Annotated in this window: 17 protein-coding genes; 14 read left to right on the top strand and 3 right to left on the bottom strand. The window is 65.3% G+C overall.

Annotation, left to right across the window (positions count from 1 at the left end; translation table 11 throughout):
• Positions 1-84 precede the first annotated feature (84 nt).
• A complete protein-coding gene (locus ACSFBL_RS22340) occupies positions 85-243 on the top strand; it encodes a DUF3309 family protein (RefSeq protein WP_435518012.1) in 159 nt (52 codons plus the stop codon).
• Positions 244-324: 81 nt separating this feature from the next.
• On the opposite strand, the gene hrpA is transcribed toward ACSFBL_RS22340, so the two are convergent.
• Complete coding sequence (gene hrpA, locus ACSFBL_RS22345) at positions 325-4,197, bottom strand: ATP-dependent RNA helicase HrpA (protein WP_435518125.1); 3,873 nt, start codon at positions 4,195-4,197, stop codon at positions 325-327.
• 135 nt (positions 4,198-4,332) lie between these two features.
• On the opposite strand from hrpA, the gene argA reads away from it, so the two are divergent.
• From argA to ACSFBL_RS22400, 11 genes are all read left to right on the top strand, one after another.
• Positions 4,333-5,679, top strand: a complete 1,347-nt coding sequence (gene argA / locus ACSFBL_RS22350; protein ID WP_435518013.1) for an amino-acid N-acetyltransferase — start codon at positions 4,333-4,335, stop codon at positions 5,677-5,679.
• Positions 5,680-5,712: 33 nt separating this feature from the next.
• Entirely contained in the window at positions 5,713-6,108 is a 396-nt protein-coding gene (locus ACSFBL_RS22355) for a hypothetical protein (protein WP_435518014.1), read from the top strand.
• A gap of 9 nt (positions 6,109-6,117) precedes the next feature.
• The gene (gene dapC / locus ACSFBL_RS22360; RefSeq protein ID WP_435518015.1) at positions 6,118-7,329 is read left to right on the top strand and encodes a succinyldiaminopimelate transaminase; all 1,212 of its coding nucleotides are present in this window, start codon (positions 6,118-6,120) and stop codon (positions 7,327-7,329) included.
• Positions 7,326-8,150 carry a 2,3,4,5-tetrahydropyridine-2,6-dicarboxylate N-succinyltransferase gene (gene dapD / locus ACSFBL_RS22365; RefSeq protein ID WP_435518016.1) on the top strand — a complete coding sequence of 275 codons (825 nt, stop codon included), beginning with the start codon at positions 7,326-7,328 and terminating at the stop codon, positions 8,148-8,150. Before dapC ends, dapD begins: the two co-directional genes overlap by 4 nt.
• 73 nt (positions 8,151-8,223) lie before the next feature.
• Positions 8,224-9,372, top strand: coding sequence for a PilT/PilU family type 4a pilus ATPase (locus ACSFBL_RS22370; protein ID WP_435518017.1), 1,149 nt, complete (start codon positions 8,224-8,226; stop codon positions 9,370-9,372).
• Between the two features lie 16 nt (positions 9,373-9,388).
• Positions 9,389-10,567: a succinyl-diaminopimelate desuccinylase gene (gene dapE, locus ACSFBL_RS22375; protein ID WP_435518018.1), complete on the top strand. Its 1,179-nt coding sequence runs from the start codon at positions 9,389-9,391 to the stop codon at positions 10,565-10,567.
• Positions 10,564-11,496: a 50S ribosomal protein L3 N(5)-glutamine methyltransferase gene (prmB, locus tag ACSFBL_RS22380; protein ID WP_435518019.1), complete on the top strand. Its 933-nt coding sequence runs from the start codon at positions 10,564-10,566 to the stop codon at positions 11,494-11,496. The genes dapE and prmB overlap by 4 nt, the downstream gene beginning before the upstream one ends.
• A 73-nt stretch (positions 11,497-11,569) precedes the next feature.
• Positions 11,570-13,591, top strand: a complete 2,022-nt coding sequence (locus ACSFBL_RS22385) for an ABC-F family ATP-binding cassette domain-containing protein (protein WP_435518020.1) — start codon at positions 11,570-11,572, stop codon at positions 13,589-13,591.
• A 12-nt stretch (positions 13,592-13,603) separates the two neighbouring features.
• On the top strand, positions 13,604-14,176 hold the full coding sequence (locus ACSFBL_RS22390) for a hypothetical protein (protein ID WP_435518021.1): 573 nt from the start codon (positions 13,604-13,606) through the stop codon (positions 14,174-14,176).
• Between the two features lie 178 nt (positions 14,177-14,354).
• The gene (locus ACSFBL_RS22395) at positions 14,355-14,600 is read left to right on the top strand and encodes a hypothetical protein (RefSeq protein WP_435518022.1); all 246 of its coding nucleotides are present in this window, start codon (positions 14,355-14,357) and stop codon (positions 14,598-14,600) included.
• Between the two features lie 163 nt (positions 14,601-14,763).
• The gene (locus tag ACSFBL_RS22400) at positions 14,764-16,545 is read left to right on the top strand and encodes a tannase/feruloyl esterase family alpha/beta hydrolase (protein WP_435518023.1); all 1,782 of its coding nucleotides are present in this window, start codon (positions 14,764-14,766) and stop codon (positions 16,543-16,545) included.
• Positions 16,546-16,606: 61 nt separating this feature from the next.
• Here the strand turns inward: ACSFBL_RS22400 and ACSFBL_RS22405 are convergent, their stop codons facing one another.
• On the bottom strand, positions 16,607-18,307 hold the full coding sequence (locus tag ACSFBL_RS22405) for a polysaccharide biosynthesis protein (protein WP_435518024.1): 1,701 nt from the start codon (positions 18,305-18,307) through the stop codon (positions 16,607-16,609).
• A gap of 49 nt (positions 18,308-18,356) precedes the next feature.
• Here ACSFBL_RS22405 and ACSFBL_RS22410 point away from each other — a divergent pair, with 49 nt between their 5' ends.
• Positions 18,357-19,052 (top strand): hypothetical protein, encoded by a 696-nt coding sequence (locus ACSFBL_RS22410; protein WP_435518025.1) that lies wholly within the window; start codon positions 18,357-18,359, stop codon positions 19,050-19,052.
• Here ACSFBL_RS22410 and ACSFBL_RS22415 read toward each other — a convergent pair.
• Entirely contained in the window at positions 18,995-20,584 is a 1,590-nt protein-coding gene (locus ACSFBL_RS22415; RefSeq protein ID WP_435518026.1) for an Ig-like domain-containing protein, read from the bottom strand. The two genes, ACSFBL_RS22410 and ACSFBL_RS22415, sit on opposite strands and share 58 nt — an antisense overlap.
• Before the next feature lie 378 nt (positions 20,585-20,962).
• Here ACSFBL_RS22415 and ACSFBL_RS22420 point away from each other — a divergent pair, with 378 nt between their 5' ends.
• A complete protein-coding gene (locus tag ACSFBL_RS22420) occupies positions 20,963-21,991 on the top strand; it encodes a TRAP transporter substrate-binding protein (protein ID WP_435518027.1) in 1,029 nt (342 codons plus the stop codon).
• Positions 21,992-22,009 lie beyond the last annotated feature (18 nt).

Below are 22,009 nucleotides of genomic sequence, written 5' to 3' on the forward strand. Positions count from 1 at the left end.
AGTGAGAGGGCCCTTTCCCGCGATGGATTCGACGCCGGGCGCGGACCATGGACTCCTCGAAACATTCCGCGCTAGGAGAAGTCCATGTCCATCTCGTTGATTCTGCTGATCGTGCTGATCCTGCTGCTCGTGGGCGCACTGCCGAGCTGGGGTTACAGCCGGGGCTGGGGCTACGGTCCGAGCGGCGGCCTGGGTCTGGTGCTGCTGGTCGTCATCGTGCTGCTTCTCATGGGACGCATATAAGGTCACCGGCTCACGCACGCGCATTGACGCGCAGGCAAAAGCCCGCTTCGGCGGGCTTTTGCACGCCTGCGGTCCGGACGCTCAGCTTTCGAGCTGCACCCAGAGCTTGTCGAGCCTTTTCACGCTGACCGGCTGAGGCGTGCGCAATTCCTGCGCGAAGAAGCTGACGCGCAACTCCTCCAGCAGCCAGCGGAACTCGCTCATCCGCTCGTCCGTCGCGCCCTTTCGCTCGGCCAGCAAGCGCCAATAGCGCTGCTCCTGCGGCCGGAGCTCCGCGAGCCGCTGCGCATCGCGTGCCGGGTCGCCCCGAAGCTTGTCGAGCCGCAGGGTGATTGCCTTCAAATAGCGCGCGAAATGCTGCAGTCGCGGCCAGGGGGTGTCGGCGATGAAGCGCTTGCCCATCAGCCGCTGCAACTGCTGCGCGGCGTCGGCCGTCGCCGTGGGCTGAATCTTCGTGTCCTTGATCTTTCGCACCGACTGCGTGTACTCGGTAAGGATCGCGCCGACGAGCCGCGCCACCTCATTCGCGATCAACGTGAGCCGGCCACGGCCCTCTTCCACGCGGCGTTTGAAGGCAGCTTCGTCCGTCGGCAGCGGTTCCTGCAGGAAGGCGCGCTCAAGCGCCACGTCGATGATCTGCGCGCGGAGTTCCTCGGCGGTGCCGAGCGGCATGTACGCAACCGCCATCTTCTGCAGATCGGGGATGTTCTTCTCGAGGTACTTGAGGGCGTCCTTGAGCTGGAGCGCGAAGAGGCGCCGCAGGCCGCCGCGATGCTTCGCCGCAGCCACCGCGGGCTCGTCGAACACTTCGATCGTGACGGCGTCGACGCCATCCACCAGGGCCGGAAAGCCGATCAGCGACTGCGCGCCGCGCCGGACTTCCATCAGCTCGGGGAGCTCGCCGAAGGTCCACGCGGTGTAGCGTTGACCCGCGGGCAATGCCGGCGTCGCAGGCTCGTTCGACGCAGCCTTTGCGGATGGCCGCGCCTGGCTGTCGGAAGATTCAGCCGCCGCGGGCTTCGGCGACGCCTTGACGTTCAGCCCCGCCAATGCCTGGAACGCACCGCGCGCCTGCGCGCCCAGTTCCGCCTTCAACGCGCCGAGGTTGCGGCCCATGCCCAGTTGCCGGCCGTGCTCGTCGACCACGCGCAGGTTCATGAACAGGTGCGGCGGCAGCATGTCCATCTTGAAATCGTTGCGCTTCACGTCGAGGCTGGTCTGGTCGCGCACGCGCTTGAGCAATGCGTCGGTCAACAAACCGTGGCCGAACACCTCGGGCTCCACGAGCAGTTCGCTCAGGCGCGCGGCCGATTCGGGTAGCGGCACCAGCCGGGCGCGCGGCTTCTGCGGCAGGCTTTTGAGGAGGGCCTGCACCTTGTCCTTCAGCATGCCGGTCACGAGCCACTCGCAGCGTTCTTCGCTGACCTGGTTCAGCACGAAGAGCGGGACGGTGACGGTGAGGCCGTCCTTCGCATCGCCCGGCTCGTGCAGATAAGTCGCGGCGCAATCGACGCCCCCCAGGCGCAACGTCGGCGGGAAGGATTGCGTCGTGATCCCTGCCGCCTGATGGCGCATCAACTCGTCGCGCGTGAGGTACAGCAGCCTCGGCTGTTCCTTCGACGTCTGGCGGTACCAGTTCTCGAAGGTGATGCCGCTCGCCACATCCGGTGGAAGCTGGGCATCGTAGAAGGCGTAGATCAGCTCGTCGTCGACCAGCACGTCCTGCCGCCGCGACTTGTGCTCCAGGCCTTCGACCTCGCGCACGAGCTTGCGATTGGCCGCGAGGAAAGGCAGCTTGCTTTCCCACTGGCCGCCCACCAGCGCCTCGCGGATGAAGATCTCGCGCGCGGCGACCGGGTCGACCTTGCTGAAGTCGACGCGTCGGCCGCTGTAAACCACCAGTCCGTAGAGCGTCGCGCGCTCCAGCGCCGCGACCTGCGCGCCCTTCTTCTCCCAGTGCGGGTCGAGCAACTGCTTCTTGAGCAGGTGCCCGGCGACCTGTTCGAGCCACTGCGGCTCGATGTTCGCGATGCCGCGTCCGAACAGGCGCGTGGTCTCGACCAGTTCGGCACAGACGATCCAGCGGCCCGGCTTCTTCTTGAGGTGCGCGCCGGGATGGCGGTAGAACTTGATGCCGCGCGCGCCCAGGTAGGCCTCGTCGTCCTCCAGCTTCCAGCCGACGTTGCCGAGCAGCCCGGAAAGCATCGAGAGATGCAGCGGCTCGTAGCCGGCGGGCTGGGTGTTGATGCGCCACTTGTGCTCGGTGACGACCGTGAGCAGCTGCGAGTGGATGTCGCGCCATTCGCGCACGCGCCGGACGTTGATGAAGTTCTGGCGCAGCAGTTGTTCGTACTGGCGGTTGCTGAGCTTGTGGGTGGGCGTGCCCCCACCCCGGCCCTCCCCCAGAGGGGCAGGGAAAGAACCCGATCTACTCCCTCCCCCTCTGGGGGAGGGTTGGGGCGGGGGCATCCCCCCGCGCGAATCGTGAATCCACTTCCACAACCGCAGATAGCCACTGAACTCGCTCTTCTCGTCGTCGAACTTCGAATGCGCCTGGTCCGCCTGCTGCTGCGCCTCCATCGGCCGGTCGCGCACATCCTGCACGGACAGCGCGCTGGCAATGACCAGCACCTCTTCGAGCGCGCCCCGAGTGCGCGCCTCCAGGATCATCCGGCCCACGCGCGGATCGAGCGGCAGCCTGGAAAGCTCGACGCCGGTCGGCGTGAGCTCGTTGGCGTCATCGACCGCCCCCAGTTCGTTGAGCAGTTGGTAGCCGTCGGCGATGGCCCGCCGCTGCGGCGCCTCGAGGAATGGAAAGCGCTCGACATCGCCCAGATGCAGCGACTTCATCCGCAGGATCACGCCCGCGAGCGAGGACCGCAGGATTTCCGGATCGGTGAAGCGGGGCCGGCCTTCGAAGTCCTTCTCGTCGTAGAGGCGGATGCAGATGCCGTTGGCCACCCGCCCGCAACGCCCGGCGCGCTGGTTGGCCGCCGCCTGGCTGATCGGCTCGACCAGCAACTGCTCCACCTTGCTGCGAAAGCTGTAGCGCTTGACCCTGGCGGTACCGGCATCGATCACGTAGCGGATGCCCGGCACGGTGAGCGAGGTTTCGGCGACGTTGGTCGCAAGCACGATGCGACGGCCGGTGTGGCCGTCGAAGATGCGGTCCTGCTCGGCCTGCGACAGGCGCGCGAACAGCGGCAGTACTTCGGCATTGCGCATCACAGGCTGGTGGCTCAGGTGCTTGCGCAGATGGTCGGCGGCCTCGCGGATCTCGCGCTCGCCGGGCAGGAAGACGAGGATGTCGCCCGCGTTGTGGGGATCCCGCCAGAGTTCGTCCACGCCATCGGCGATGGCGTCGTTGAGGTCGTAGTCCCGTGATTCCTCGAAGGGCCGGTAGCGCTGCTCCACCGGAAAGGTCCGCCCCGAGACCATGATCGTAGGTGCAGGCCCCTTCGCCGAGGCGAAGTGCTGCGCAAACCGATCCGCATCGATGGTCGCCGAAGTCACGATCACCTTCAGGTCCGGCCGGCGCGGCAGGATCTCGCGCAGGTAGCCCAGCAGGAAGTCGATGTTCAGCGAGCGCTCGTGCGCCTCGTCGATGATGAGCGTGTCGTAGGCCTTGAGCAGCGGGTCGGTCTGCGTCTCTGCCAGCAGGATGCCGTCGGTCATCAGCTTGACCGACGCGTCGCGCGACAGGCGATCCTGGAAGCGCACCTTGTAGCCCACCACGTCGCCCAGCGGCGTCTTCAGTTCCTCCGCGATGCGCTTGGCCACCGACGACGCCGCGATGCGCCGGGGCTGCGTGTGGCCGATGAGCCGGCCCCTGCCCGGCGGGGCGTTCAGCTTGCCGCGTCCCAGCGCCAGGGCGATCTTGGGCAACTGCGTGGTCTTGCCCGATCCGGTCTCGCCACAGACGATCACGACCTGGTTGGCCTCGATGGCAACCATGATTTCGTCGCGCCGGGCCGACACCGGCAGGGATTCGGGGAACTCGATTCGAAGTGGAGGCGAAGACAAGGCGGGCAGTTCGGGGAAAATCGCCAATTATCTTGCGCCCGGCCTTGCGGCCTTCCTACCCCGCCAATGTCCACCGTCTTCAACTTCACCTTCGTCCCCTGGTTTCGGTCGGTGGCGCCCTATATCCACATGCATCGCGGCAAGACCTTCGTGGTCGCGATGGCCGGCGAGGCGATCGCCGCCGGCAAGCTGCAGAACATCGCGCAGGACCTCGCCCTGATCCAGAGCATGGGCGTCAAGGTCGTGTTGGTGCACGGTTTCCGCCCGCAGGTCAACGAGCAACTGCGCGCCAAGGGGCACGAGGCCAGGTACTCGCACGGCATGCGGATCACCGACGAAGTCGCGCTGGACTGCGCCCAGGAAGCCGCCGGCCAGCTGCGCTACGAGATCGAGGCCGCCTTCAGCCAGGGCTTGCCGAACACGCCGATGGCCGGCTCCACCATCCGCGTCATCTCGGGCAATTTCATCACCGCACGGCCGGTCGGCGTGGTCGATGGCGTCGATTTCCAGCATTCGGGCCTGGTGCGCAAGGTCGATGCGGCGGGCATCCGCCGCGCGCTGGATTTCGGTGCGATGGTGCTGATGTCGCCCTTCGGCTTTTCGCCCACCGGCGAGGCCTTCAACCTCACGATGGAGGAAGTCGCGACCAGCGTGGCGATCTCGATCCAGGCCGACAAGCTGATTTTCCTGACCGAGATTCCCGGCATTCCGCTCGACACCAGCCTGCCGGTCAGCGAGGACAACCCCATCGACACCGAGCTGCCGCTCGATACGGCAAAGAAGCTGCTGGCCTCCCTCTCGCCCCCCCAGCGGCCGACGGACACGGCGTTCTACCTGCAGCACTGCGTGAAAGCTTGCGAGGCGGGCGTCGAGCGCAACCACATCCTGCCTTTCAGCGTGGACGGCTCGCTGCTGCTGGAGGTGTACGTGCACGACGGCATCGGCACCATGGTGATCGACGAGAAGCTCGAATCGCTGCGCGAAGCGACGGCGGACGACATCGGCGGCATCCTGCAGCTCATCGAACCCTTCGAGCGCGACGGCACGCTGGTCAAGCGCAGCCGGACCGAGATCGAGCGCGACGTCGGCCAGTACACGGTGATCGAACACGACGGCGTGATCTTCGGCTGCGCGGCGCTCTATCCCTATCCCGAGGCGAAGACGGCGGAGATGGCGGCGCTGACCGTGTCGCCGCAATCGCAGGCGCAGGGGGACGGCGAGCGCATCCTGAAGCGCGTCGAGCAACGCGCCAAGGCCCAGGGCCTGGAGAGCATCTTCGTACTCACGACCCGCACCATGCACTGGTTCCTGAAGCGCGGCTTCCAGCAGGTCAACCCGGACTGGCTCCCCGAGGCGCGCAAACGAAAGTACAACTGGGACCGCAAGAGCCAGGTGCTGGTGAAGAAACTCTGAGCGGCGCACGTCCAACAACCCGAGGAGAACGCGATGTACCCATGGCTCTGGTTCTGGTCCCCGACATGGCACCTCCCGTTCAGCGGCAGCGTGGCGCAGCGGATCGAACCCGACACGAACTGGTTCTTTGCAGGGATTCCTCCGAAGGCGGGCAACGGCGAGTTGGAGAAAAGAGCTTTCGACGTTGCCAGCTATGGACGGCAATTGGGCTGGATCACGGAAGTGCTGCTGGCCGACAAGTCGGAGTCGGTCAGCGCCGCGAAGGGGCGCGAATCCCTGGGCAAGCTCGAGGACGTCTATGAAAAGATCGAGGCCGCGAAAAAGCAGACCTGCGCCGAGATCGAGAAGGAGGCCGTTTCTGCACTTGCCAAGCTGCGTGAAGCGGACCGCAAGGCCTACGACCGTCTCCTCGCCCTCGCCCCGCGATAATCCAGGCCCATGAATCCCCTGCTCGCCAAACTGCAGCCCTACCCGTTTGCGCGGCTGCGCCAACTTTTCGCGGGCGTCACGCCGAACCCCGAATTCACACCGATCAGCCTGGGCATCGGCGAACCCAAGCACCCGACGCCGGCCTTCATCAAGGAAGCCCTGTCCAACAGCCTCGGCGCGCTCGCCGTCTACCCTGCCACGGCCGGCGAACTCCAGTTGCGCGAGTCGTTCACCGGCTGGCTTCAGCGCCGCTACGGGCTCGCACTGGACGCGGCCACGCAGGTGCTGCCGGTCAACGGGTCGCGCGAGGCGCTTTTCGCGCTGGCACAGACCGTCATCGATGCGCGCCAGTCGCCTGCGCCGGTGGTGCTGTCGCCCAATCCCTTCTATCAAATCTACGAAGGCGCGGCCTTTCTCTCGGGGGCCGAGCCCTATTACGTGCCCAGCGTGGCCGCGCGCAACTTCGCGGTCGACTGGGACAGCGTGCCCGCCGAGGTCTGGGCGCGCACGCAACTCGTCTTCGTCTGCTCACCGGGCAACCCGACCGGCGCGGTCATGCCGCTGGACGAATGGCAGAAGTTGTTCGCGCTGTCGGACCGCTACGGCTTCGTGATCGCGGCCGACGAGTGCTACAGCGAGATCTACTTTCGCGACGAGCCGCCGCTGGGCGGCCTTGAAGCCGCGGCGAAGCTGGGGCGCGCCGACTTCCGCAACCTCATCGCCCTGACCTCGCTGTCCAAGCGCAGCAACGTGCCCGGCCTGCGCAGCGGCTTCGTGGCGGGCGACGCGGAGATCATCAAGTCCTTCCTGCTCTATCGCACCTACCACGGCAGCGCCATGAGCGGCACGGTGGCGGCCGCCAGCATCGCGGCCTGGAACGACGAGACCCACGTGGTCGAGAACCGCGCCCAGTACCGCGCCAAATTCGCGGCCGTCACGCCCCTGCTCGAACCCGTGCTCGACGTTCGCCTGCCAGACGCCAGTTTCTACCTGTGGGCCGGCGTGCCGGATTCGTGGCAAGGCGACGACCAGGCCTTCGCCCGCGAGCTCTACGCTCAATACAATGTGACAGTGCTGCCCGGCAGCTATCTCGCCCGCGATGTGGCCGGTGTCAATCCCGGCCGCGGGCGCATCCGGATGGCGCTGGTCGCCGACACGGCGGAATGCACAGAGGCCGCGCAACGCATCGTGAATTTCATCCAGAACCGAGCTTATCAATGACCCAACAACTCCAGCAAACCATCGACGCCGCGTGGGAAGACCGCGCCAACATCTCCGCCACCAGCGCCCCGAAGGAAGTCCGCGATGCCGTCGACCACGTGATCGCCGAGCTCAACAACGGCCAGTTGCGCGTCGCCACCCGCGAGAGCGTGGGCCAGTGGACCGTGCACCAGTGGATCAAGAAGGCCGTGCTGCTGTCGTTCCGCCTCAAGGACAACGAGCAGATGCAGGCCGGCTCGCTGGGCTTCTACGACAAGGTGCCGACCAAGTTCTCGCACCTGTCGGCCGGTGAACTCAAGGAAGCCGGCGTGCGCATCGTGCCGCCGGCCGTCGCACGCCGCGGCAGTTACATCGCCAAGGGCGCGATCCTGATGCCCTCCTACGTGAACATCGGCGCCTACGTCGGCGAAGGCACCATGGTCGACACCTGGGCCACCGTCGGCTCCTGCGCGCAGATCGGCGCCAACGTGCACCTCTCGGGCGGCGTGGGCATCGGCGGCGTGCTCGAACCGCTGCAGGCCGGCCCGACCATCATCGAGGACAACTGCTTCATCGGCGCGCGCTCCGAAGTTGTCGAAGGCGTGGTGATCGAGGAAAACTCCGTGCTGTCGATGGGCGTCTACATCGGCCAGAGCACCCCCATCTACGACCGCGCGACCGGCGAAGTCAGCTACGGCCGCGTGCCGTCGGGCTCGGTCGTCATCAGCGGCACGCTGCCCAAGGACAATGGCAAGTACAGCCTGTACGCCGCGATCATCGTGAAGCGTGTCGACGCGCAAACCCGCGCCAAGACCTCGCTGAACGATCTTCTGCGCGACTGATTGCAAAGGAAACCGTCCGCCTGAGGGGGCGGTACGGTGGAAGTCACGTTTCATAAACCTGAGGAGAACGCCGATGAATACGATGGAAAGAATTCTTCGCCTGATGGCCGAACGCAAGGCCTCAGACATCTATCTATCGGCGAACTGCCCGGCATTGATTCGAATCAACGGCAACTGCATGCCGGTCAACGGCCAGGTGCTGCCGCCCGAGGCGCCGCTCAGCCTGCTGGCCGAGGTGGTCCATGAAAGCCGCATCCAGGAGCTGGAGCGCACCGGCGAACTCAACATGGCCATCGGCCTCGATGGCGCCGGCAACTTCCGTATCAGCGCGATGCGCCAGCGCGGCAGCTATGCGGTCGTCGTCCGGCACATCGCATCGACCATTCCGTCCTTCGAAGACCTGAACCTTCCCGAGATCCTCAAGACGCTCGTGATGGAGAAGCGGGGGCTCATCCTCATGGTGGGCTCCACCGGCGCCGGCAAGAGCACGACGCTGGCCTCGATGCTCGACTACCGCAACGAGAACTCGACAGGCCACATCCTCACGGTCGAGGAACCCATCGAATTCACCTTCACCAACAAGAAGTCGATGGTGAACCAGCGCGACGTGGGCAGCGACACGCAATCACTCCAGATCGCGCTCAAGAATGCGCTGCGCCAGGCGCCTGACGTGATCCAGATCGGCGAGATCCGCGATCGCGAAACGATGACGGCCGCGATCGCCTATGCGCAATCGGGCCATCTCTGCGTGGCCACGCTGCACGCCAACAACAGCTACCGGGCGCTAAACCGCATCCTGAGCTTCTACCCCGTTGAAGTCCGTGCCACGCTGCTGGGCGACCTCGGTGGTGCCTTGCGGGCCATCGTCGCGCAGCGCCTGCTGCGCACGCCCAACGGTGCGCGCGTCCCGGCGCTCGAAGTGCTGCTGAACACGGCGCTGGTTGCGGAACTCATCGGCAAGGGCGACTTCTCCGCCGTCAAGGAGGCGATGGAACAGTCCATGGCCGAAGGGTCTCAGACCTTCGAGGAAGACATCGCCCGCCTGATCACCGAAAATCTGGTCACCCGCGAGGAAGGCTTGGCGCAGGCCGACTCGCCGACCAACCTGATGTGGCGCCTGCAGAACCGCAAGGCACCGCCGACCCGAAGCGAAGAACGCTCCCTCCTCGACCAGGTCGAGGAACCCACCTTCACGGACATCACGCTCGACGTGCGTCTGTGACCCACCTGCCCTCTCGATGTCCCGAACGCTCCAGCTTGCCGAACAACTGATCTCCCGCCCCTCGGTCACCCCCGACGACGCGGGGTGCCAGGAGATCCTCGGCGAGCGGCTGGCGAATCTCGGATTCCGGCTCGAGACCATCGAAAGCGGCCCGGCCGACTTCCGGGTGACGAATCTGTGGGCCGTGCGCCCTGGCAGCGCCCCGGGCGGTGCGAACCGGACGATCGCGTTCGCAGGCCACACCGACGTCGTGCCGACGGGGCCTGTCGAACAGTGGACCAGCCACCCCTTCACGCCGACCCACCGCGACGGCAAGCTCTACGGCCGCGGTGCGTGCGACATGAAGACCTCGCTGGCGGCCTTCGTAGTCGCGATCGAGGAATTCCTCGCCGCCAGGCCGGATCCGCTGCTCACGCTTGCCTTGCTGCTTACGAGCGACGAGGAAGGCCCGGGGGTCGACGGCACCGTCGTGGTGTGCAACACGCTGGCCGCGCGGGGCGAGCGGATCGACTACTGCATCGTCGGCGAACCGACGGCAGTCGAACGCTGCGGGGACATGATCAAGAACGGCCGGCGCGGCACCATGAGCGGCAAGCTGACCGTCAAGGGCGTGCAGGGCCACATCGCCTATCCGCACCTCGCGAAGAATCCGGTGCATTCGCTCGCGCCCGCGCTGGCCGAACTCGTCGCCATCAATGCGGCGGGCGCATGGGATGCCGGCAACGACCATTTCCAGCCCACCAGTTGGCAGGTCAGCAACATCCATGCGGGGACCGGTGCCAGCAACGTGATCCCGGGCGCCGCGGTCGTCGACTTCAACTTCCGCTTCTCGACCGAATCGACGCCCGAATCGCTCCAGCAGCGTGTGCACGCCGTGCTCGACAGCCACGGCATCGACTACACGCTCGCATGGACCGTCGGCGGCCTGCCCTTCCTCACGAAGCCGGGCGAACTGGTCGAAGCGGTGCAGCAGTCGATCCGCGACGAGACCGGCATCGAGACGGAGCTCTCCACCAGCGGCGGCACCAGCGACGCGCGATTCATCGCCAAGATCTGCAAGCAGGTGGTCGAACTGGGCCCCGTCAACGCGAGCATCCACAAGATCGACGAGCACATCACGGTCGCCGAGATCGAGCCGCTGAAGAACATCTATCGCCGCACACTGGACAGGCTTGAAGCACTGCTCGAGGCATGAGCACCGTCATCGAACTGATCGAGGCCGGCACGAAGCAGCTGGCCGACGCGGGCGTTGCATTCGGTCATGGCACGGACAACGCCTTCGACGAAGCCGTATGGCTCGTGCTATGGCGCCTGGGGCTGCCGCTGGATGAGCTCGACGCGGTGGCGGATCGCCCCGTGTCGCCGGCGGAGGCCTCGCGGATCGGCCAACTCTTCGCCCAGCGTATCGAGACGCGCAAGCCCGCCGCATACCTGACGAGGGAAGCCTGGCTTCAGGGCGTGCCCTTCTATGTCGACGAGCGCGCGATCGTGCCGCGCAGCTTCATCGCGGAGCTGCTGGCCGATGGCAGCATCGATCCCTGGCTGGGCGAACATACGCAGCGCGTGCTCGACCTGTGCACGGGCAACGGAAGTCTCGCGGTGCTGGCGGCGATGACCTATCCGGACGTCGCCGTCGATGCGGCCGACCTGTCGACGACGGCGCTCGAAGTCGCGGCCATCAACGTCACGCGCCATCAACTCGACGACCGGGTCACGCTGCTCGAATCCGATGGCCTCGCGCATGTCCGCGGCCCGTACGACCTCATCCTCTGCAATCCGCCCTACGTCAATGCGCAGAGCATGACGGCACTTCCCGCCGAGTACCGCGCGGAGCCCGAACTGGCGCTCGCCGGCGGCGCCGACGGCATGGATTTCATCCGACGACTTCTGGCCGACGCGCCCGCCTGCATGAGCGAATCGGCAGTGCTGGTGCTTGAAATCGGCAACGAGCGCGACAATTTCGAGGTCGCTTTTCCCCAGCTCGAAGTGGTGTGGCTCGCCACCAGCGCAGGGGACGACCAGGTCCTGCTCATCACCCGAGAGGCCATGCTCGCCCCCAGCCTGCGCGCACCTCGTGCCGCTTCGCCTTCCCCCGACGGAGGGCAACACCGGCGGACCGGCTGAGCCGGTTCCGCGGTGTTCCTGGCGCTTGCCCCTACCCCACGGATCCGTCGCGATTGCGTGGTTGGAAACTGAAATGATCACTCTCAAGAACGTCATCCTGCGCCGCAGCGCCAAAGTGCTGCTCGACGGCGCCAGCATCACCATCAACCCCGGCGAGAAAGTCGGGCTCGTGGGACGCAACGGCGCGGGCAAGTCCACGCTGTTCGCCCTCTTCAACGGCAGCTTGCACGAGGACGGCGGCGACTTCTCGCTGCCGAAGCAATGGCGCATGGCGCAGGTCGCTCAGAACATGCCGGAAACCGACGAGCCGGCGACCGAGTTCGTGGTCGGCGGCGATACGCGCCTCGTCGAACTGCGCGAGGCGCTGGCCCTCTCCGAAGCCGGTCATGCGGCCGACCCTGACGATCACGACATCGGCATGGCGCTCGCCCACGCCTACACCGACCTGGCCGACGCGGGCGAGCATGACGCCGTGCCGCGCGCCCAGTCGCTGATCCTCGGTCTCGGCTTCAAGGCGCACGAACTCGACCAGCCCGTCAACAGCTTTTCGGGCGGCTGGCGGATGCGGTTGCAGCTCGCGCGCGCGCTGATGTGCCCGAGCGACCTGCTGCTGCTCGACGAACCCACCAACCACCTGGACCTGGACGCCCTCGTCTGGCTCGAATCCTGGCTGCAGAAATACGCCGGCACGATGATCGTGATCAGCCATGACCGCGAATTCCTGGACGCCGTGACCGACGTGACGCTGCACATCGAGCGCGCCAAGCTCACGCGCTACGGCGGCAACTACAGCGCCTTCGAAACCCTGCGCGCCCAGCAGATGGAGTTGCAACAGTCCGCCTTTGCCAAGCAGCAGGACAAGATCGCCCACCTGCAGAAGTTCATCGACCGCTTCAAGGCGAAGGCCAGCAAGGCCAAGCAGGCACAGAGCCGCGTGAAGGCGCTGGAGCGCATGGAAAAGGTCGCGCCCCTGCTCGCCGAAGCGGACTTCAGCTTCGAGTTCAAGGAGCCGGGCAACATCCCGAATCCGATGCTGTCGATCAGCGATGCGAGCTTCGGCTACCGGATGGAAGACGAGCCGCCCAAGACCATCCTGCGCGGCGTCAACCGCTCGGTGCTGGCCGGCCAACGCATCGGTATCCTGGGCGCCAACGGGCAAGGCAAGTCGACGCTGGTCAAGACGATCGCGCGCGAGATGGGCGCGCTGGCCGGGACGGTCACCGAGGGCAAGGGCCTCAACATCGGCTACTTCGCGCAGCAGGAACTGGACGTGCTGCGACCCCAGGACAACCCGCTGGAGCACATGGTGCGCATGGCGCGCGAACTGGGCTCCGCGGTCAAGGAGCGCACGGGGGAGCAGGATCTGCGCGGCTTCCTCGGCAGCTTCAACTTCAGCGGCGACATGGTGAAGCAGCCCGTCGGCACGATGAGCGGTGGCGAGAAGGCGCGCCTGGTGCTGGCCATGATGGTCTGGCAGCGGCCGAACCTGCTGCTGCTCGACGAGCCCACGAACCACCTGGACCTGGCGACCCGCGAGGCGCTCGCGGTGGCGCTCAACGAATTCGAGGGCACGCTGATGCTGGTAAGCCACGACCGTGCGCTGCTGCGCTCGGTTTGCGACGAATTCTGGCTGGTCGGCCGAGGGGTGGTCGGCGATTTCGACGGCGACCTGGACGACTACCAGAAGTACCTGCTCGACGAGGCGAAGCGCCTGCGCGAGGAGGCCAAGATCGCCACGCGCGATGCGGCGGCGGCCGAAGTGGCAGCCGCGCCGATTCAGGTCGCCACCGCACCGTCGCCCCGGGCACCCGAGGCGACGCAATCAGGCAAGAACCAACGCAAGCAGGACGCGCAGGATCGCCAGCAGCGCAGCGAGCAGGCCAAGCCGCTCAAGCGGGAACTCGCGCAGATCGACCAGCGCCTTGCCGCCGCTGCGGCCGAAAAGGCGTCACTGGAAGAACGGCTGGCGCAGCCGCTCGCGGCCACGGACATCGCGGAAGCCGGCAAGCGCCTGAAGGCACTGAACGATGAAGTCGGCCAACTCGAGGAGCGCTGGCTGGCCCTGTCCGACAAGCTCGAATCGCTCGCCGCTTGATAATGGGGCGGCATGCCCTCAGCCCTCGAACTCGCCCAAGGCGACCCGGAACTCATCGCGGCCATTCGGCGCAGCCGGCGGCTGCTCGGGCGCAAGGCGCTGATGGCCGCCGCAGTCGGCGCGGTGCCGATCCCCGGCATCGACTGGGCCGCCGACGCGGCCTTGCTGGCAAGGGTGATTCCGCAGATCAGCGCCCAGTTCGGACTCTCCGTTACGCAAGTCGATCGACTTGCGCCGGCCGAGCGAGAGCGCATCAGAAAGGCCGCCGCAACCGTGGGCGCGCTGCTCGTCGGCAGGCTGGTGACGCGCGAACTGCTGATCAAGCTGGCCAGCCATGCCGGCGTCCGGATGACGGCAAAGCAGGCCACCAAGTACGTTCCGATCGTCGGGCAGGCGGTCTCCGCCACGCTGAGCTACGCCGCCATGCATGCGCTCGGCGAGTTGCATATCAAGGAATGCGTGCAGGTGGCCCATCGCCTTCGTCACCTGTTGCCGCCGGCATCGGCGGGCGAGCCCCTCGTCGAATCGACGACGCCGAGGCGCTCCAGGATCGGCGGCGTCTGGCAGCGCTTCAGGCTGCGATGACGCGCGATATCCATGATGACTGTTGGCATACCACGACGCACAGCGCGTGTCGATTCAACGGACGGAGGATAATGCGGCACCTCACACAGACCGAAAGGCTTGGGGTGAGTCCCTAGGGGCAAAGGTACGGAACACGCTAAGGTCCATTCCGCAGGATCGCAACCGGAGGAGCGGATAGATGAACGAGACAGACCTTGCAGCATCGGTGGAGCGCCTCATGGCGAGGGTCGACTACTACCTGCACTGCGAGTTGGATGAAGAGTACGACCACGACCGGCCGGACACGGCGCGGCGGTTGCTGGAAGCGGCGTTACGACAGGAATTGATCCGCGCAAGCGCCGTAGGTGTCGTGTCCGCCATTACGGAATCCCGGCAACCCATCCTCGACGAAGACGAAGACGCGGGTCGAGCCCGCAGCGCATAGCAAGAAGGCCGCATCAGCGGCCTTTTTTGTGCCTGTCCGTCCGGCGCCTGCGCGTCCTTCGCTCGGGTTTGCACTAACCGTTTTGATTTCGATTCAAAACTATATTGGTTATCTTCAATAACCGGATTGGCCGATTCACAGGTCGATTCATCAGGAGACAACCATGGTGCAAATCAAGTTGCCGGCTCTTCGGCCGACGGTGCTGCTGATCGGTGCAGCGGCGGTTCTCGCGGCCTGCGGCGGCGGGGGTGGCGGAGGCTTTGTGCTCCCACCCACCGCTGGAACAGGTGGTACCACGACACCGCCGCCCGTTACCACGCCCCCGGCAACGACGACGCAGGCGCAGCCCGGCAAGCTGCTGTCCTGCGACGATCTCGCATCCAAGGCCGCATTGGCAGGCACTGTCTACACGTCCGTAAGTTCCGTGGCGGCAGGCGCCCTGACCGTCGCCGGCGTCAGCGCGCAAGTGCCGGCGCACTGCCTCGTCAAGGGCAAGATGAACGAGCGCACCAGCCCGGTCGACGGGCAGACCTACGCGATCGGCTTCGAAATGCGCCTGCCAGTCGACTGGAACGGCCGCTTCTTCTACCAGGCCAACGGCGGCCTCGACGGCAGCGTCGTGACGGCCACAGGTGGCGTCGGTGGGGGCGGTCCGCTCTCGACCGCTCTCCACATGGGATTTGCCGTGATCAGTTCGGACGCCGGGCACCCGGCGCCGACGCCGAGCTTCGGCATGGACCCCCAGGCGCGGTTGGACTACGGCTACAACGCCGTCGCGCAACTCACCCCGATGGCCAAGAACCTGATCAGCAAGGCCTACGGTCGCGGCCCGGATCGCTCGTACCTGGGCGGCTGCTCCAACGGCGGCCGGCACGCGATGGTGGCCGCCTCCCGCTATGCCGACCTGTACGACGGCATCCTCGCCGGCGACCCGGGCTTCAACCTGCCCAAGGCGGCGGTGGCGCAGCTCTACGGCGTGCAGCAATACGCCACCGTCACGACCGCCCTGACCGCCCAGAACAAGCCTGATCTGCAGACAGCGTTCACCCAGGCCGAACTCAACACCGTCGCCAAGGCCGTGGCAACGCGCTGCGACGCGCTCGACGGCCTGGCGGATGGCATCGTCTCCGACGTGCCCCGGTGCAGGACGGCATTCAGCCTGGCCGCAGACGTTCCCTCCTGCTCGGGTGCGCGCGACGGCACCTGCCTGACCGACCAGCAGAAGACCGTGCTGTCGAAGATCTTCGCAGGCGCGCGCGACAGCGCTGGCACCACGATCTACAGCACGTTCCCCTTCGATGCGGGCATCAATGGCGTCAACTGGCGCCAATGGAAGTTCGCCAACTCGCAAGCCCTCGACACGGGCGCGGTAGGCTTCGTGTTCAGCTCGCCGCCCCTGGGCCCGAACCGGCCTTCCGGCATCGATTTCGCGCTGACCTTCAGCATGGACGCGGACGCGCCGAGCATCTACGCAGCCAGCGGCGCCTACGCCATGTCGTCCATGACTTTCATGACACCGCCAAACCCGACGCAACTGAACACGCTCCGTGACCGGGGCAGCAAACTGATGGTCTACCACGGCACCAGCGACCCGGTGTTCTCCTCGGACGACACCGCCAACTGGTATGACGGACTGCGCGCCAACAACGGCGGCGACGCATCCAGCTTTGCGCGCTACTTCCCCGTGCCCGGCATGAACCATTGCGCCGGCGGCCCCGCAACCGACCAGTTCGACATGCTCACGCCCCTCGTCGCATGGGTCGAACAAGGCCAGGCACCGGATTCGGTGAAGGCAACGGCCCGCGGTCCCGGCGCGAATGTGGTCAATACCGAAATCCCGGCCACCTGGTCGGCCAACCGGACGCGTCCGCTCTGTGCCTACCCCAAGGTGGCCACCTACACCGGCAGCAATCCGGAAGACGCGGCGAGCTTCAGCTGCAAGTAGCGGGGCATCGGGCAGCGCGGCGGGAGGTCGTGCATCACGACTTTCCACGCCGCCCTCGATCTCACGCGGCCATGGGCTCCGGCGGGCGCTCGATCGCACGCTCCACGTGGACCCAGTCGACCAGTTCGCGGGCCGGGTTGTAGCCCCGAACCGACTGTTGCAGCAAGGCGCGGATCGAATGCAGGTCGTTTGCCTCCACCGCGGAGGTCAAGGCCTTCAGCAACAGGCTCAGCTCGGACCAGCGCAGGCAGTCCTCGTGCGCCTTCATGATGCGGGGATGCCTTGTCGGCAGGGGGTTGTCGCCGATGAGCAGTTCCTCGTAGAGTTTTTCCGCGGGCCGCAGGCCGGTGACCTCGATGGCAATGTCGCCTTCGGGGTTGGCGGCATCACGCACTGTCATGCCGGAAAGCTCGACCATGCGTCGCGCCAGGTCGCGGATCTTCACCGGCTCGCCCATGTCCAGCACGAATACATCGCCACCGCTGCTCATGGCGCCGGCCTGAAGCACCAGTTGCGCAGCTTCCGGAATGGTCATGAAGTAACGCGTGATCTCCGCGTGGGTCAGGGTGATCGGCCCTCCGCGCTTGATCTGCTGGCGGAACAAGGGCACCACCGACCCCGATGAGCCGAGCACATTGCCGAAGCGCACCATGCAGAAACGCGTCGCCCCCGGCTTCTTCGCCACCTCCTGGGCCAGCGCCTGGAGCACCATCTCCGCGAGACGCTTGCTCGCACCCATGATGTTGGTGGGCCGCACGGCCTTGTCGGTGCTGACCAGCACGAAGTCGCTCACGCCCTGCTCCGCCGCCACCCGTGCAGTGACCCAGGTGCCGATCACGTTGTTCTTCACGCCTTCGGCCGCGTTGTGCTCGACCAGCGGCACATGCTTGTAGGCAGCCGCGTGGTAGACCGTCGATGGCCGCCAGACCTCCATGATCTCGCGGATGCGTCGTTCATCGCGTACCGAGGCCAGCAGAGGCACGACGCGCATCGCGGGCCCGCCATGGTTCGCCAACAGATTCGACAGTTCGCCGTGGATGGAGTACAGCGCGAACTCGTTTCGCTCGACCAGCAGCAGGGTCTCGGGCCGCGCACGCACGATCTGCCGGCACAGTTCGCTGCCGATCGACCCACCCGCTCCGGTGACCAGCACCACCTTGCCGAGCACGTTCTTGCTCAGAAGGATGTTGTTGGGGGGCACGGCGTCGCGCCCCAACAGGTCTTCGATGTCGAGTTCACGCACATCACCGCTCTGGACGCGCCCGTGCGCCAGATCAGTCAGGCTGGGCAGCGTGCGGACCGCGACGCGCAAGCGCAGGAGGGAGTCCAGGATTTCATTTCGCCGCTTGCGGGATGTCGATGGCAACGCCAGGAAAATGGTTCCGATCTCGAGCGAACGGAGCCGGGCCTCGAGGCCGTCCGGGCTGATGACCGGCAACCCGCAGACCTGCCCGCCATGCAGCCGTGCATCGTCGTCGAGAAATCCCGCCACCTGCATGTCCTCGTTGCGCGAAACTGCTTCCGACAGTTGCTGGCCGGCCGAACCCGCGCCATAGATCAGAACCTTCGGCAACGCCTTCGCAGACATCAACTTGCGGTAGCTGCCGCCGAGCCAATGCCCGACGAACATGCGCGACGCCCCGACTGCCACCATGAGCAGCAGCGGCTGGACGATGCCGAGCATGCGCGACACGCCCTCGACGCCGATCAGCGTGAACACCACCGCGTATGCCGTGGGCCAAGTCGACGACAACGTCGTCATGCAACGGTTCCGCCATCAGCACTCCTGATGTGGCCGTCACGCCCGGTGTGTGGTACTGGACCAGTACATTGTGGAGATAGATCTCTCCACCAGCCAACAACTCCGTGCCGGTATGGGTGTCTACCACGACCTCGACGCCGTCCTGAAAAACGACGAGCTTGAACACTTCCGACGACGCCGGATTGTTGAAGACTCTGTCACTCGTCCAAGTTTGATTGCTGCCCAGCGCAACCTCTTGCACAAGCGCATCATTGAGGTAGAGACGGTACGTCTGTGCAGGCGCATTGCCAGTCGTGATCCTGTACGGTTGATTGTTACCGGACGAAGTCCCGTTGTTGAGATCGACTGTAAGTGGCATGTAGGCGACATGGATGGTGTCATTGACCACTTGAATGTCGCCGACGGCAGTGTTGTGATAACCACTGGCATCGTACGCAGAGATCTGAAAATCGTTGCTCAGAATTTCGCCCGCACCAGCGCCCGAAGCATAGTCGTCCTTGAAACTACCCAGGGTGTAGAGGTACTGATACTGGCCGTTGCCCAAGCTCGTTATCTTCAGCGTATCGCCGCCGATCTGGATCGTCGGGTTGTTCGCCAGGTCCTGCAGAGTCAGGCCTGTCTCAACGCCCCCGAGGAAGATCTTGATTGCTGTCACGCTCGAATCCAGCGTGAAATTACCGCTCGCCGTCAGGTCGTGAATGGTGCTGCCATCATTCGCCAGCCAATTCTTGCCCGTACCGCCTGACAGCGAAGACTCATGAACGGTGTCCGATGTCGTTTGCACGGAGACCAGCGTCGGGTGCGTCGGATCCCCGCGAACGTGGGCGTCGGGTCGTCCGTCGTGTCGCCATCGGCCAGCGCTCCCTGCAGCGCACCCACGTCGTCCGTGGCGGCGCCGATGCTCGGCGCCTCGGGCTTCTGCGTGTCCACGCTGAAGTTGAACGGCGCGGTCGCGTCGCTCACCTGGCCTGCCTTGTCGGTGGCCGTGGCGGTGATGCTGTGCTCGCCCTCGCTCAGGTCCGCGTCCGGGGTGAAGCTCCAGCTGCCGTCGGGCTTCACTTCCGTGGTGCCCAAGGCCGTCGCACCGTCGTACACCGTGATGGTGCTGCCGGCCTTGCCCGTGCCCTGGATTTCAGGGCGTGCGTCGTCCGTCATGCCGTTGGGGGCGATGTTCCCCGTGGCGGCACCCTGGTCGTCCACCAGCGAACCGATCGACACGACCACATCCTGGGTGTCCACCGTCACATTCAACGGCTCGCTCGGTGCGCTGGCGTTGCCCGCCGGGTCGGTCACCACCGTGGTGAAGGCGTGATCGCCAGTCGCGTCGGTCGCCGTCGCCGTGATGTTGTGTGCCCCGTCCTTGAGATCAGCACCGGGCGTGAAGCTCCAGTTGCCGCTCGCATCCGCCTGCACGCTGCCCAGCAGGGTGGTGCCGTCATAGAGCTTGACGATGCTGCCATCGGCCAATCCCCCATCGTTAAGTGGAGTGAAATTCCAATTACCGTCGTCGGGAACAAGAACCGAGCCGATCGGCTTGCCGTTGTCGTAGATCGTGATCGTGTTGCCCGGCGTACCAATGCCGATGAATTCGGGATTGGCGTCGTCAGTAACGCCGCCGCTGGCAATCGGCCCCGTAATCGAGCCCACATCGTCCATGACAGCGCTCAGGGCATCCGAACCCGGCTTTTGAGGCGGCAGCACCGGGCGCTTCTCTTCAGTCGGCACAAAGGAGGAAGAACCACGATTCGAGTTGACCGCCGCGAAGCCCAACCCCGCCAGACCACCCATCAACATCAGCGGCCAGAAGACGCCGAACCCATCATTGCTTTCGCTCAGCGCGAGATACGGGGCGCCAGAACCGAAGGAATCTCCGCCCAATGCCACCGGCTCCATCGCACCATCAGCCAGTGAGAAGATCGCGCCTCCGCCATCGGTGCGCACGTACGCGTACAACTGACCATCTTCCGCCACACCGTAGAGACCAGGCGCATCAGGCAGCGCGTAATAGCTCTCCAGTACCACCGCTGGACTGGACTCGCCCTCGAGACTCACATGCAAGTCATCGCCAACGCGTCTGACGGTGACATTCTCCGGACCTTCATCATCGTGCTCGCCCTTGAGCAAGTACTTGACGCCAGACTTGGCCTTGATCTTCACGGCCGAGTTCGCGTCGACAACTCGAGCAACATTCTTCACGCCATCGCTCACGATGATGCTTGCTTTTTTGGACATTGATTCCCTGAAAAACTGTTTGTAATTGAGTACAAGATTTCGCATCGATGGCCGCGTTCGACTGTCCGAAGTCCATCCAGCCTTCACACTCACGCCAAGGCTGCTGCGCCGGGGGAGTCTCGTGATTGAACGGGCCCAGGCCTATAAGAATCGTCTTAAAGTAGTACACGCGGAGGCCGGTCTGGCCGGCAAAAATCCACTCTCGGGCGGAGGATTTAGCGGTCGGGGCCAAGCACGACGTGCGCTGCCGACCTCGCTATTCAACCGGGAACGAATGCTCGGAGCGGACGCGTCCGAAGCGGTCTTCCTCGGGTGAAACCCTTGCTCACCGGGGCTTGTGTGTCGATATAGTAAATCGATTCAGTAAACCGATACACGTCCGAAATTCGAGCCGAGTCCAGCCCAAAGACAAGGAGACACGCCATGTCCCAGATATCTCGGCGGCGCTTCGTGCAGGCCGCCACAGCCGTCACCCTCCCCGCATTGACAGGCTTTCCTGCCATCGTGCGTGCACAGGTGCCCATCTCGCTGCGCATGTCTTCCTCGATGACGGCGGACGACAACGCCGCCCACTACGTCTGGTACCAGCGCTTTCAGGCCAATCTGAAGGCTGCGACGGGCGATGCCATCAAGCTCGACTATTTCCCGAACAACCAACTGGGCAAGGAAAGCGATGTGGTCCAGCAGGTCAAGGTCGGTTCCATCGACATGATGGTGACGGGCTCGTCGATCTGGGCCACGGCACTGCCCGAGATCGGCATGCTGGACCTGGGCTATGTGTTCGAGAGCTATGCGCATGCCGCCAAGGTCCTGGAAGGAACCGTCGGCACGACGCTCAACGGCATGCTGCAACAGCGCGCCGGTTGCACCATCCTGACCTGGGCCTCCCACTTCGGCCCGCGCAACGTCTACACCAAGGCACAGGTCAGATCGTTGGTGGAAATCAAGGGCGTGAAGCTGCGCGTGCTGCCCACGCCGGCCTTCATCGAGACCTTCAAGATCATGGGCGCCATCCCCACGCCCATTCCCTTCGGCGAGCTCTACATGGCCGCGCAGACGGGCGTGGTGGACGGGTTCGAGCATGACGCCGGCACGGTGCTGGCGAGCAAGCTGTACGAGGTCACGAAGTCCTGCTGGCAGACCGAGCACCTGTTCAGCCCGATGGTCGTCGTGATCGGCAAGCGTGGCCTCGACAAGATTCCCGCCGACGTTCGTACCGGATTCATGAAGGCAGTCGCCGAGGCATCGGTGCAGCAGCGGGTGATTGCCAATGAAAAGGCCGTGTCGGCCATCGAGGAACTGAAGACGAAGGGCATGACCTTCTTCCCGATGGCGCCCGCAGAGCGCGCCACTGTGCGCAAGGAGATGGAGACGAAGCTTTGGGCGGACTTCGCCAAGCAATACCCGAGCACGGCACCGCTGTTCGCGGCCATTGCCAACAACAAGGCCTGAGAGGGAAGCCGAATCGGG

Origin of the sequence: Variovorax glacialis (genome assembly GCF_051216375.1) — a bacterium.
Taxonomy (GTDB): domain Bacteria; phylum Pseudomonadota; class Gammaproteobacteria; order Burkholderiales; family Burkholderiaceae_C; genus Variovorax.